Annotated in this window: 10 protein-coding genes and 1 pseudogene; 5 read left to right on the top strand and 6 right to left on the bottom strand. The window is 63.2% G+C overall.

The genetic code is table 11. The features are described 5' to 3' along the window. Nucleotides 1–1196 precede the first annotated feature (1196 nt). Nucleotides 1197–1757, bottom strand: coding sequence for a hypothetical protein (locus IT780_RS34225; RefSeq protein ID WP_199515978.1), 561 nt, complete (start codon nucleotides 1755–1757; stop codon nucleotides 1197–1199). A 352-nt stretch (nucleotides 1758–2109) separates the two neighbouring features. On the opposite strand from IT780_RS34225, the gene IT780_RS34220 reads away from it, so the two are divergent. The 5 genes from IT780_RS34220 (at nucleotide 2110) to IT780_RS34200 (ending at nucleotide 7970) form a co-directional block, all read left to right on the top strand. Next, entirely contained in the window at nucleotides 2110–2274 is a 165-nt protein-coding gene (locus IT780_RS34220; protein WP_199515977.1) for a hypothetical protein, read from the top strand. 220 nt (nucleotides 2275–2494) lie between these two features. Beyond that, nucleotides 2495–3409 (top strand): hypothetical protein, encoded by a 915-nt coding sequence (locus IT780_RS34215; RefSeq protein WP_199515976.1) that lies wholly within the window; start codon nucleotides 2495–2497, stop codon nucleotides 3407–3409. 1215 nt (nucleotides 3410–4624) lie between these two features. Further along, complete coding sequence (locus IT780_RS34210; RefSeq protein ID WP_199515975.1) at nucleotides 4625–5074, top strand: tyrosine-type recombinase/integrase; 450 nt, start codon at nucleotides 4625–4627, stop codon at nucleotides 5072–5074. Between the two features lie 306 nt (nucleotides 5075–5380). Next, nucleotides 5381–6670, top strand: a complete 1290-nt coding sequence (locus IT780_RS34205; protein ID WP_199515974.1) for a tyrosine-type recombinase/integrase — start codon at nucleotides 5381–5383, stop codon at nucleotides 6668–6670. Between the two features lie 952 nt (nucleotides 6671–7622). Then, nucleotides 7623–7970, top strand: a complete 348-nt coding sequence (locus IT780_RS34200) for a histone-like nucleoid-structuring protein Lsr2 (protein ID WP_199515973.1) — start codon at nucleotides 7623–7625, stop codon at nucleotides 7968–7970. Nucleotides 7971–8080: 110 nt separating this feature from the next. Here IT780_RS34200 and IT780_RS34195 read toward each other — a convergent pair whose 3' ends face one another. The 5 genes and pseudogenes from IT780_RS34195 to IT780_RS34180 all read right to left on the bottom strand — a co-directional run bounded on the left by IT780_RS34195 (nucleotide 8081) and on the right by IT780_RS34180 (nucleotide 13137). Continuing rightward, nucleotides 8081–8521 (bottom strand): type II toxin-antitoxin system prevent-host-death family antitoxin, encoded by a 441-nt coding sequence (locus tag IT780_RS34195; protein WP_199515972.1) that lies wholly within the window; start codon nucleotides 8519–8521, stop codon nucleotides 8081–8083. Nucleotides 8522–8636: 115 nt separating this feature from the next. Next, nucleotides 8637–9977, bottom strand: a complete 1341-nt coding sequence (locus tag IT780_RS34190; RefSeq protein ID WP_199515971.1) for a deoxyguanosinetriphosphate triphosphohydrolase family protein — start codon at nucleotides 9975–9977, stop codon at nucleotides 8637–8639. 53 nt (nucleotides 9978–10030) lie between these two features. Beyond that, nucleotides 10031–10462: a hypothetical protein gene (locus IT780_RS34185; RefSeq protein WP_199515970.1), complete on the bottom strand. Its 432-nt coding sequence runs from the start codon at nucleotides 10460–10462 to the stop codon at nucleotides 10031–10033. 451 nt (nucleotides 10463–10913) lie between these two features. Then, nucleotides 10914–11336, bottom strand: a pseudogene (locus IT780_RS43555) (hypothetical protein); the annotation flags it as partial. 40 nt (nucleotides 11337–11376) lie between these two features. Next, nucleotides 11377–13137 carry a hypothetical protein gene (locus IT780_RS34180; RefSeq protein WP_199515969.1) on the bottom strand — a complete coding sequence of 587 codons (1761 nt, stop codon included), beginning with the start codon at nucleotides 13135–13137 and terminating at the stop codon, nucleotides 11377–11379. Nucleotides 13138–13164 lie beyond the last annotated feature (27 nt).

Raw genomic sequence — 13164 nt, 5'->3', positions numbered from 1 at the left:
TTTCACTCCGCAGACATCCACGGTCGTCCGTCGGGATTTCTGGCGATTGTCACTCAGTTAGTCACTCAGCTCGGGTCCGCGTCGGCCTCGCGCTACCGCCTTGCGATTAGCCCGTCCTTCGCCCATTGCACGATCGCGACAGCCAGATTGACCAAGGCCCGTTCCTCCTCAGGGGTTGCCGGCGCCTCGGGTCTGGGAGAACCGTGTCGGTTTGGGTCCGGCCATAGCAAGGTGAGCGCAGCAACAAGGGGCTCAACGCTGTGGTCTCGATTTTGCCCGCGAATGCCTAGTTTCCATAGGTGGGGTTGGCCACGCAATTGACCGATCACGTCACCGAGGTTGGGCTTGCTTTTCCTCGGCACGACGATCGGGATGAGGACGCATTCAACAGCCTTGATGGCGTGGTCCCATGCGTCACCCGCGCTGCCGTTGCGAGTGTGAGCTGTCCGCCATGCCTCATTCAGCTCCGTGCTTGACGAGCCTGGCGTAGTCGCAGCTGACTCGAAGGCGGCTTGAGCCGTTGGGCTGGAGCGGTGCATGACGCCGTCCTCAGTCGCGGTCCATGCCGATCTACCGACGGCGAGGAAACGGTCGACGTCTTCATGCGGAGGATTCCGCCGCGTTGTACGCGTGTCCGACTTCAGCACGCCGAGGGTGACGTGGACGGCATCAAGGAGTTCTTCATCGCCCTGATTGCTGTACTGGAGGAGGTCTCTAAAAGCCCAGTCAGGACGGCCGATGTCAAGGTCTAGTCCGGCCGCGACTAGTACCGCACGCTGGAGATCGTCGCCGAATTCGCCGGCTAGCCAGGACGCCAGCCAGCCCTGAAGTCCCTGCCGGACAGGAGGCGACAAGGAGGTTCGCATGTCTTCTGGGACGGGACGTCCAACGCGCGGTGTGATCGGCTGCGCTGGCACAAGCTCTCCCTAGCTGGTAGGTCGCAGTTCGTGAGCGAGAATACGGCACGGGACCGACAACAACCTTGACCCTCGCTTGCAAATCCCCGGGCGGGTAGAGGGAGCTAGCGATGCTCTACACGTCTACCGACCCCACTGACTCCCACACTGCCAGAGGGTCCTCGGTCATGATCACCGAGCTGCGGAACGCTCACCAGCCTCAAGACCTAATCCTCGCCACGTCCCCACCGCGCCCGGCTCATCGGGCACGGTTTTGGCACGCGGACTGCCCGGCTAGCGTCAAGACGTGGGCACCCAGACCTGCCAACTGACTACAACGTCTACTAGCGATTGTTCATCCTTGATGACCTCCCATGCCGGCTGCCCGCAACCGTGTGACGACATCCAGCCGCTCGACCCATAGGCGGCCGCTTCAACCGTGATCAGATCCGGCACAGAGACCAGCGACGCAGCGACGGAGTGACCGCCAAGTGTTCGCCAGCGGACGAAGAAGCGCTGGTGAGCGCAACCGTTCATCGTCGCCGGAAAATCGGACATTATGGCCAGCCCCTGTCCGCCGAAGACCCGAACGCCGCCGCTCTCCTCGCGCAAGAATCTGTAGCCCTCAAAGTGCCTAGGCCAGGCAGGCAAGTCGGAGGGGGCGCAGACCTCGTTGACGAGACCGCCTTCCTCCTTGTCCCAAACTGAGTAGCTAGCCCCTGCCGGACGTTGCCGCCGCAGCAACCAACTGAGCCCTCCAACCACGAGCCCAGCTACAGCAATGAACATCGCCATGATGCTGCTGTACTTGTCAGCGCGGTCAAGTCCCTGCCCAGCGAGGAACCAGCCGAGGCTGCCCACGAACACGACTGCGCCGCCAGTCCCCACCCAAAACCACCGACGTGGGTGCCCAGCTCCTTGCACGTCGCTACGGTGGCTCTCGGTGCGACCCCGATCAGATTGCGATGTCACGCACTGAGCCTAGGCTTTGGTCAAGATCTGCTTATATCCGTGCCAGGCTGCAACCTCCGCATGCGGATTGGATCTTGACCCTTCTTAATTGCCTTGGCAACCTTCGGGTTGCCGACCATAGCTACTCCGACTGCCGCCCGGCTGACTACCCGCCGGTAGGTCTTCTGCTGTCAGTCCGCCGGTGCCTGCACCCCTGGTTGGTAGCTTCAGCACATCGTCCTCACAGCATGGTGGTTGCGCAGTGATCATCCAGCTGGCTGCTGTCAACCGTCACGCCGGGCCTGTGGCGACTTTCGCATCGAGAATGATCAGGGCGCTGGACCGGCCGCTGACGCCTGCGGGCTTCGCCTTGAAAGCACTCGACGGGCTGTCTAGCGGCGTGTTCGACACCGGCTACCAGCCATAGAGGAATCTCAACGAACTCGGACAGGACGGCTAGCTGCCCGTGTTTGTCGTACCCTCGTACTAGTGTTCTAAGGAGGAGTCGGAGGTTCGAAGTTGCTTGGCTCGCGCCGAGCAGGAGGGGAGATCTCACATGATCGCAAGTGATCCGCGTGTCGGATTTTGGTCATGAGACAACACGGTCCCCTAAGGCGTTTGAACACGTGCGCGCATACCGTGTCTTTATGCTGCCTCGATCGCTGGTCTTCTATCAATGGCACGCCGAGCCGATGCGTGCCCCCTTCCGTCCGTCGGAGGTCGCTACCCGTCTTGCTGCCGAGGCCGTCGGTGACCCCAAGTTCCTCGTTCTTAAGGGCAAGGAAGTGACCACCGCGGTGAGCGTTGTTGATGTGGGTGATGACAGTCGGCCCACAAGACTACAACTGCTAGCACTGCGCACCGAGGACCAACATCCGACGCAGTGGCAGCCGGGTGGCAAGATCGATATTTTGCCGGTTCTCGCTGGCCACTATCCCGCCGACGTGTCTCATGTGACGTTGTGGCCCGACGGCATCGCGGGGCAAGATCTTCACAAGAATGCCCCTCGGCCAGGACGACTTTCTTTTTTTCTCCGTAGCAAGTTGGCGCAATACGTTTCATTTGAGCCGTTATACAATCCGGACATGTTCGAGAAACTGCTGCGCATGCGGGGAAGTTTGCGTAGCGTCGAGATTGGCATTACGCGCCCCGACTATTCGAGCCGAGACGCCGGCATCCTGGAAACCTTCATGCCCGGCGCCTTTGGACCGAAGGCCCCATCGCTTCGGGTCAAGGTTGGCATAGGGCGATTTAGGCCGAAGAACGAGTATCTCGAACAGCCCCTCGAAGATGCTGCATTCGAGGCAGCAGAGAGAGCTCACGACATTGTTGACACCCTGATTATTAGCGGGTATGACCCACAGGTAGGAAAGATCGATACCATAAATCTGACGAAACAGCGCCTGAAGGTTGAAGTCGATCTTCCGCGCGACAAAGCCGTTCCTGCGCTGCCTAATGCTGATGCGACGTTCACTGAGCTGGACAAGGCTCACCGCTCTTACGTCGATCAAGGCACCTTCGCACGGGCGCTTCGGACGCAGGTTTTTCACGATTATGAATAGGGGGTGTTGTGCGTTTCCTGAGGTGGATAGATCGTAACCATTGGTTCGTTCCTGTGCTTTTCTTTGTTGGCTCGGGCTTGCTGCTAATAATTTGGTGCGCACGCTCCAGGGGCCCAATACTAATTTCCGATCTTGCTGTACCCGTTCGCCAACAGATGTATTCCTCATTGACTGGCACTTCTAGTTCGCTGCTCGGCTTCATCATGGCCGCAGTCGCGATCCTTGCAGCCTTCGGTCCACGATCGACGGGTAGCCCGAACATGCAGGAGTCCGAGAAAAAATTCGCGCGAGCACGGGGGCGAATCATCATCTCTCTTCTGGTCACTGGGGTCTTCCTGCTGGTCGTTCTGGTTACAGCATCTCTTGCCTTAGCTACGGATACCCGGGCGAATGGAAATTCCGCAATTCTTGTAATATTGGCTAGTTCGTCAATCGCCGGAGTTCTTGGCTTGCTTCTAAGCGGTTTAGGGCTTTCTCTAGCCGTGATTGAGCGAAGCCGAAAGTAAGTTCCGCTAACCGACGTACGCCGTCCCGTCGCCCTCGACCCGCCCATTGGGGAGCGGGCCGCCGCCGGCGCCCGCCGCGTCAAGACCGCCTTGACATTGGCCACCCAGGCTGGCGGGCGCCGGCGGGGGTCTGCTCGGCTTGCCCGGGTCGTGGGTGACGGGGTACGCGGCCATCCCGGAGCCGGAGCGCCCCCGCCGGAGGCGCAGTAACCGCAACCGTCCACCGGCCCGCCGCACGCGCTGCGGCCTGGCGTGGGCAGCTGCACCGGGTCGCTGAGGCCGCACCGGTCGGCCGCCGGATAGCACCGTCCACTCCAGCAACTCTGCGGTCTTCGGCAGGCCCGACCCTCCCGTTTCCACGAGTGTCGCCGAGGAGCGGTTAGCGTGCCGCCGCCCGCATCCCTGCGGGCGGCGGTGCGCTGCCCTCGGCGACGGAGTGAGCGGCCCGTTTCGGGCCGCCTTGAAGACGTACAGAAAGTTTGAACAGGATCTGCGGCCAACCTGGGGCCCTAGAAGCTATTTCCACTCTCCCGACGGGGATTTAGGCCTAGGACCATCGCGTAGTAGAGCGGCGCATCGGCCCAAGGCCGGATGCTTCCTACCTTGACGTATCCCCATCTCCTGTAAGCGGGTGAGTGCTGGCGTTGCTTCCGGCCGGACCAGCAGCGTGGCGCGTTCTTCTTGAACGTCGGTCAGCAGCGCATCGTGCATGGCCGCCGAGATGGAAGACGGCACCCAGATCGACGGCGATCCCAAGTCAGCCGCGGGCAAACGGCCCATCAGCCTTCCGGACGGCCTACGCCTCGACATCGAGACTCACCTTGAGCGGTACGCCCAGCCCGGCCCCACCGGCCGCCTCTTCGTCGGCCCGCAAGGCGGCATCCCCCTGCGCCGCAATTTCAACCGGGTCTGGCATGCCGCCCTGAACACGGCCAAGATCCCGAAGGAGACCAGTCTGCACCTCCACGACCTACGGCACACCGGGAGCACCTGGTCCGCGCAGAGCGGCGCGACACTCAAAGAGTTGATGGCACGCATCGGTCACTCCAGCACCCGGGCGGCGATGATCTACCAGCACGCGAGTCGTGACCGAGATGACGCCATCGCCACTGCGCTCAACCAGCTGATCATGGAAGCGCGCGCCAAGGTCGACGAGTGATCTGGCACGGATCTGGCACATACGAAAACACCCGGACGCTTGTCCGGGTGTTTCTCCTGGTGGAGCTGAGGGGACTCGAACCCCTGACCCCCACACTGCCAGTTCGAACTTATACGCCCTGTGACCTGCTTGTTTGCAAGTAGGCCCTGGTCAGAAGGTTTTCAGGGTGCCGGTTCTTACGCTCAGTAGGAGCCGACATGCCTCGTTGGTGTTCGCATGCGTACACCTGTTCGGCTTACCTTCCTCGGCATGGCATCTATGAAACCGCGGGGGCGGTCTTACGAGGTTCGGTGGCGCTCGGGTCGCATGGGCGCTTGGCAGACGTGCACCTTCGCGGCCGAGAAGATGGCGCGGGCGGCCAAGGATCTGGCTGAGGCGCGTCACCACAAGATCAGTGACACGGACGTATACGCCGCGCTGCTGGGCATCGACAAGGTGGACGACGAGCCGGACGACGAGCAGAGCGGGGAGGCGGAGCGCAGCCCGACGCTCGCCGCGTGGGTCGAGGAGTGGCTGACGTTGAAGGTTGACGTAGCGGACAGCACTCACAAGGAGTACGCCCGCATGATGCGGAGCCGGGTTGTGCCCGTCCTCGGCAATCTACGGGTGGAGGAGATCACCCGCGACGAGAACATCAATCCGTGGAAGGTGAGTCTGTCGGCGGATCTGATGCCAGCCGGCGTCCAGAAGCATTGGGCTGTGCTGAGCATGGTGATGAGAGATGCGGTCCCCCGGTTCCGGCCTGACAATCCGCTCGACCGGCTGCCCGGGCACCGGAGCAACGGCTTGCCGAAGGTCTACCGGTACAACGCGTCTTTCCTGGCGACCGAGGAGGCGAGTCTGCTTGTCGCTGCTTGCCCGGATGCAATCCGCGATCTCGTTCAGGTGGCGTTGGGAACGGGTATGCGGATGGGTGAGATATTTGGCTTGAGGGTGGGCTCGTTGGAGCTGCGCGGTGATCGGCCGGTGGTTTATGTCGAACAGACGTTGCGGCGTGGTGGCACTTTCGCGGAGCCGAAGTCGGAGCGATCGAGGCGGTCGATTTTGCTGCCGAAGACGGTCGCTGCGTTGCTGGCTGAGCGGATCAAGGGCAAGCGCCGCGGCGACTTGGTCTTTACGGCGCCGGGGGGTAAGCCGTGGGACGCGAACAATTTCCGGTCGCGGTATTGGAACAAGGCAGTTGCAGCGGCACAGCGGTGCGCCGCTCATCCGCCGATCCCGGCCAAGGTTGGTAACGGCACGAAGGTGCGGCGCGTCAATGATTTGGCCGTGTCGTCGTGCGAATGCAAGACGCGGCTGCACCAGCGGCCTCGGTTCCATGACCTGCGGCACTCGCACGTGGCGTACTTGATCGATGCCGGGTGGGATTTCTTCGTCATCCAGCACCACATCGGGCATGCTTCGATCAAGACGACGTTTGATGTCTACGGTCATCGACTCACGCGCGGCGATAAGGCGCGGCTCAAGGCGCTTGATGAGCGTCTCCCCGATGGAAAAGTTGCGGACATGCGTGAGGCGAAGAAGGGTCGCAAGAAGGGCAAGAAGTTGAAGGGCGATGTCTCGCCGTTCATTGAGGGTTTGGGCGAGGCTGCTTGACGGCCCTCGGGCGAGGTGATGTCGGCGTTGTTGCGTGCGAGTTGGTCGGGGATCAGTGAGAACCGGCTCGCGCGCGGCTCACTCGACGCTTCGTTGATATTGACGTGCCTGACCGCACCCGCGGTTCCATAATGGAGGTATGTCCATGAGCGATAAGCCGCTCCCGCAGCAGCGATCTCACGAATCGGTGTGCTTGCGGTGCCGCCGTCTTGATCAGTTGGTGAGTGTGCCGGCTGCGGTGCGTGCCGGTCACTCCACAGGCGTGGTCCGTGGCAGTGTAGTTGGCCGGTTCGGCTACGACGTGCCCGTCAGCGGTCGAGTGGTCCAGGTCAGCGCGTTGGCTCGTGCCTTGGCCGCGCCGAGGCGACCGCGTGCGGGCACCGGGCCGGCCATCACGATTGCCGGCTCTGTCCTGCTGGCCCTGTGGAATCTTCAGCTGGCGGTGCTGGATTCGGGTGACGGTACGGCTTGGTTCGGGCTGGTGTTCTTCGTCGCCGTGGCGGTAGGCAGCGGATGGGTTCTGCGGTCGCGGCAGCGTCGCCTTCGGGTGATGGGTCCGCTGATAGACGACGCGATCGGGCTCTGGCGTCGGTCGTGGTACTGCCGGCGATGCGGCGTCGTCAGCCTGTACGGGCCTGGTGCGCCGAGGGCCGTGGCGGCGAGCGGTCTTGCCTCTGCGCTGCTCCTGGCGGCTCAACAGCACCGTCAGCATGGAATGCAGTCCGTGCGGCCGCGGTCCGCGGATGTATTGCGGTAGCGCGCACTTTCGGCAGCGCGTTCCGCGGATTCGGCTGCTGTTGGGTAGAGAGGTCTCGCCTTGCCGGCCGTCCGCTTCCGTACTGGCGACCTGGTCGGTGCTTATGGCGGCTCGCAGAATGTCCGCCCGTTACTACTATGGTGGAGCTGATACGACAACGACCGAACACGTCTTACAAACGGGAGTGTTGATTATATGGCGAAGCAAGTTATTACCGTCTTGACGGATGATCTCGACGGCGGTGACGCTGATCGCACCGTCGAGTTCGGCCTGGACGGGGTGAACTACACCATCGATCTGTCGGAGAAGAACGTCGGCAAGCTGCGTAAGGTTCTCGACCCCTACCTTGAGAAGGCCACCCGGGTTGGCCGGGGGTCGGCAGCTGGCCGTATCACGTCCCGCGGTGCCGCGGCCCCGTCCGGCAGGTCCAGCCGTGATCAGAACCAGGCGATTCGGGAGTGGGCGAAGAAGAACGGTCACGAGGTCTCTGAGCGTGGCCGGATTCCGAGCTCAGTGGTCGAGGCGTTTCACGCCCACCGCTGAGCCTTCGGGCGGGACTGCCTCGTCCGAGCGGATAGAGCTGGGCGCCGTTGCGAATTCCCCGGAGGGCGGAACTCGCAACGGCGTCTGCGCGACAGTCGTTACCGTTGGCTTCAGCTCGGTCGCGGCGGAGAGCCGGCGGCGTGGGGCGGTTTCGCCAGCACGTCGCGTTGGGCGACACGCAGCTCATCAGCGGCTCGGTCTGATCCTCGGGGTGCAACCCGGTCGATGACGCCCCAGGCGTCGGTCACCGCTTGTTCTAGTTCATTTATTCGCGCCGCATGTTGACGGCGTACCGCGTCTCGAACCTGTTCGATACGGCGCATCCAGCCGGCTGCCGCATGTTCCGTATCGACCCTTGGCGCCGCAGCTGGCTCGTCGCTGGGCACAGCAGTTGCCGGGACGATCGCGGCTACGGGACGCCCTTGATCGGTGATCACTGCAACTTGGCCGGTCAAGGAGGCCAAGCGTACGAGCTGGGTGAATCGGTTCCGCGCCTCGAGCAGCGACAGTTCGATGCGGCGGCGCGGCATCGGAGCGGCGGGTTCAGCCATGCCTCCATAGTGACGGGAGGCTATGACATTTTTGCTGCTCCGCACACATGGCCTGGCTACTGGCGTCTCGGTCATGTCCGTCTGGACCCAGCGTGCTGGCTGGCAACCGCATCGGCTATCTGAGCCACACTCCCAGAGAGTCCGCTGGGGTTTGACCGCTGATCCGGCCCAGCAGGTCGACCGCCTGCTGCTCGGTCAGGGTGCATATGTAGTCGGCCGCCGCCCGCCGCAACGCTTCGAGCTCGTCTTGCTCTTTGGCGGCCGCTCTGAACATTTCGTCAAGCAGGTCGGGGCAGCCGCTCCGCTGTTTAGCGAGTCGGTCGGTTAGTGATTCGACGAGCTCTTCGTGCAGGCGCATGACAGTCTTTTTCTGGCCAGCCTCTGCCGCGCGGATGCTGGGATTGCTGACTACGTAGTAGTTGGTGATGTGCTTGAGGACTTCAGCGACATACTGTCTATGGGGATTGACCTCGACGTAGGGCGGACCATCTACTTCGCTGCAGGCGTGGTCGAGGTCCGTGATCAAGTCGCTGATCAAGCTATGCAGCTTCGCGCGATGCTGGCGTGTCCCGTCGTACGGTTTAAACCCTTCGAACAAGCTTCGGACTCTCTGGCATGCCCTGTCGTACTCATCGGGATTGAAGCCGTTCTTGCCAGCAAGACGACCCTTTCCATCGATGCAAAACTCATCCCACTGGCTGGCCAGGGTCTCGAGCTGCACGATCCCCGCGTGGATGAAGTCCTCGAGATCGTGTGTGGCGAAGGAGATGTCGTCCGCCCAGTCCATGACGATCGCATTGGGTGTCCGAACCCCGGCTACACCCTTGGCCGGCACCGAGCCGAGCGCGAACTGGAAGTCCTCCAGCTCGGTTTCGTAGGCGCCCCACTTCTTGCCCTTGCTGCGGTCGGTCAGGTCGGGCGGCGTGTTCGGCGGGGTCAGCTGCGGGTATTTCAGCACCGCGCCGAGGGTCGCCTTGGTGAGGTCCAGGCCGGGAGAGTTAAAGTCACGGGTCGAGAGCTTTGTGACGATCCGGAAGGATTGTGCGTTGCCCTCGAACCCGCCGCAGTCCTCCAGCGCGCTTGCGAGTGCTTCCTCGGCGGCGTGGCCGAAGGGCGGATGGCCCATGTCGTGAATGAGGCCGGCGGTTTCCACGACGTCGGGCATGAGACCGGCCTCGTCGAGATTGGAGTCCTCTTGGTCCAGTAGCCGCTCGGCGATACGCCGGCCCATCTGGGCAACTTTCAGACTATGGGTCAGTCGATTATGTATGAGGTGCCGCTCGTGTGCGGCCCCGACCTGCGTGACACCGGCAAGCCGTCGGAACTCGGCCGAATATAGAACACGGTCGCGGTCTTTTTCCCCCGGGCTCCGATAGTCGCTCGGTTCATTGTCCCGGCCACCGACCCTGCGACGGGAACGATCCTTTGCGCGTTCTGCCCCGATATCACGCTTCATGTGAGCATCAATCCCCGTGGAGGCCGGTCGATACACGGATCGAGCGGCGTGGTCTATTGCTTGCTACCTATCAGCCTGCCGTCGTTGTCGCCATATACGAGTTCGCCCTGTCGCACCATCGCGGACACTGCTTGCCACAAAGCCTCTCGACGTATCGTGGTGGTGGGGCGTAGTCGTTCCACCAGTTCGTGGCGGTGCAGCGGCGCCTCCTGACTGGTCACGAAGTTCCGCATGTCGGCCAAGGCGAGGAAGTGCGCTGTCTCGTCACTCATTCGGACAGTGAGGGCTATCTCGTCGTCCACTGTGAAGTGGAGCCGTCCGCTGACGAGAAGATAATGCCATCCGAGGAGCACCGAGTCCGGTGGAATCGAGAACCTCTCGGCGACGGCGGCGACCAGGGCGGAGGGCATCATCGGCCCGGTTTCGGCGAGAACGTCGGTAATAGCCCTCATCGCGTGTTGCTGTTGGCATTCGGTGATTCTCATGGAGCTTCCTGTGTCGTTCTTCCGGGGGCGGACGAGCGACGGTAACAGCCGTTCACCGGAGGCCGAATCCGCGTAACGGCCGAGTTCAGGGTGACCTTGCACCCATCGACCGGTGGAATCAGTCAATGGTGACTAAAGCGATACGGCGCCCATCCGGTCACGAATCCGGAAGACTGTGCCCACGGAAACGGTCGGCGAGCCGGACTGACACGACGGGTCTCTCGTTACGGCCACACCTGCCCAGGCGGTGATATATCGGGTTCGCGCGGTGCCGAGCCCTTACTTTGCCGACGGGCTCGCCGGACGGGTAACGCAGCTGCAATCGACTACGCAGGTACATGCACCGAGAGACTCATGATCGGCGGAGGGCAGATCGCGCTCACTCACCTGCGGCGCTGCTTCCTACAAGCTCCTAACAGGTTCTCTGAATAGTCCAGTTAGTCAAGCCGCGTCAGCAGATTAGGACGTAGGCGAAAGTGACGAAGCAGTCATGGAATGTGGAGGCGTCTTTCCCAGCGCACGGACAGGCGGCGGAGCTGGTGGAGTAGGGCGAGGGCTTGCTCGACAACATAGCGGAGCTTGCTCGGGCCCTTGATCCCGGTGATCTTGGCCTTGAGATAGAGGGTTCGGCGCCGCGTTCGCGGCAGGCATGCCGGAACGCTTCTCGGCTGTTTGCATTGTCGGCCAGGAGGCTGGTTAATCGGCGGCGTGGTCGTCCGGTCCGGCCAGCGATCGGTGGGTAGCCATCGAGCAGGTCCAGTGCCCGGCTGATGGCAGGCGCGTTCGCGCCGGAGGTGTGTACGTAGACCGGAGTGCCGTTGCCGTCACGGATCAGATGGTGCTTGGAACCCGGCTTGCCGCGCTGGGCTACTGCCGGTGTTGTTTTGTCCGGCCGGCCGGGTCCGTGGTGGTCGTCAGCACGGTGGGACGGCCGGGTCGAACCAGGGCGTGCGGAGCAGTGACCCGCTGGTTGCGCCGTTGTTGTAGAAGGCGTCCGCCGACGCGTAGAACTGGTGGTTCCACGGTGGGGAGGCGATCCGGTACCAGTTCGTGTTGCCGTTGCTGACGGCGAATCCGGTCAGGCGGCAGGCGACCTGGACGGTGGTGAACGACGCGATGGTCGCTCCCTCGATGCCGCCCGCGTTGGCTGGGTTGGTCCAGGTGTGCGTCGCGCCGCCCACGGTCTCGGACCACGTCGCGGGCGCCGGCTCGGGTGCGGGGTCCGGCTTTTGCTCCTTTTGGTGCGGTGCCGGCTCCTGCCGCGGCGGCGCGGCCTTGGGCGGATCGGTCGTCGTGGGCGGGTTCGGTTCGGCGGTTGGTTTCACCGGGGCCGCTTCCAGCTCGAACGTGAACTGTCCTGGCCGGTCGGTACCTGAGGCGGAGAATAGGTCCGGTAGCTGCGGAAACGTCGAGGTGATCACTCCGACCGGGCCGATGATTTTACCCAGGAAGCGCAGTCGGTGCGCGGCTTTCGCCAGGCCATTCTCGGAGGACTCGGCGTAGGCGGCCTCGCCGTAGAGGTCCATGGCTTGGGCGAAGGCGACGTCCGGGTTCTTGAGGTTTTCCAGGGCCTCCTCCACGAAGCAGCGAAAGAACTCGACGGCGTTTTCTTCGGAAACGGACGGTTTCAGGGCGAGGATGGGTGCGGTGCACTCGAGCACGATCGGCAACACGGTGGCTAAGTCGTTCTTCGGATCCAGGCCGAGGATGCTGAATCCGACGCTGATCGCGGAGCTGTAGGGGTCGAGGTAGGCCTGGAAGACCTTGGTCTCGGACCGGGCCGGCCGGCGGAAGCCCGCGGTGAACCAGCTGCCGCCGGTCAGCAGCACCTGATTTCGGTCGTGGCCGGTCGCGTTAGCGATGAAGGTACGCGCTACGTCGGGGACCTGGTCTACCCAAACGTAGTCAGCGCCGTCGGGCACCGACACCCACTGGGCGAAGCGGCGGTTGGACTGCACCTGGAGTTCGGCCCGATCGCGGTTCGTGATCGAGCAGAGGTGGACCTGGGTGGTGCCCCTATCCACCCGGCTCCAGTCTGGTGCACCGCCCGCGCAGAGGCGGGCATCCGTGCGCTGGGTGGCCATGTCGGCCAGCGAGTCACCGAGCTCGCGCACCCAGTCCGGGATAGGGATCCAGCCCAATAGATTTGGCGAGAACTCGTCGGTCGACAGGTAGGGGACACCGTCGGCGGCGCGGCTCAGTCGCTTGACCTCCCAGTCGCCGCCCGCCGGTTTGTGCATCACGATCGGGACGGCGTCGCGGGGCACCCGGTTGCGGGTGGCGGGGTCGTCGAACCGTACGGTGATCGGCGCGCGCAGCGCGGTCTGGTCGAACGACACGTCCACGCCGACGCCGCCCAGCAGGACCGCCGAGTCCGGAGCCTGTTCTGCGGCCAGTGTTCGCACCACGATCCGCCCGGCCGCGGTGAAAGATCCGCTCTTCGCATTGAGATGCCCCACCCCGGGGACGGCGACCAAGAGAGGGCGATCCGGTGCGACGGCGACCGTGATTGCCTCCCCGTCGGTGCGGACCGACGGCTCCCGGGCGGGCGGCGCTTTCGGGGTCGTTCCACCGGGATTTTCGGTCACTAACCACGCCGCGACGCTGCCACCGGCCAGCAGAACACTAGCCGCGACCAAGGCGGCCATCAGCGGCTTACCGCGCCATTGGACCATTTCGCAATTATGCCGCATCAACGCTGA

The sequence above is a fragment of the Nucisporomicrobium flavum genome (assembly GCF_016464385.1).
Taxonomy (GTDB): domain Bacteria; phylum Actinomycetota; class Actinomycetes; order Mycobacteriales; family Micromonosporaceae; genus Actinoplanes; species Actinoplanes flavus_A.
The sequence above is the reverse complement of the archived record's forward strand: the minus strand, read 5'-3'. Positions and strand labels throughout refer to the sequence as shown.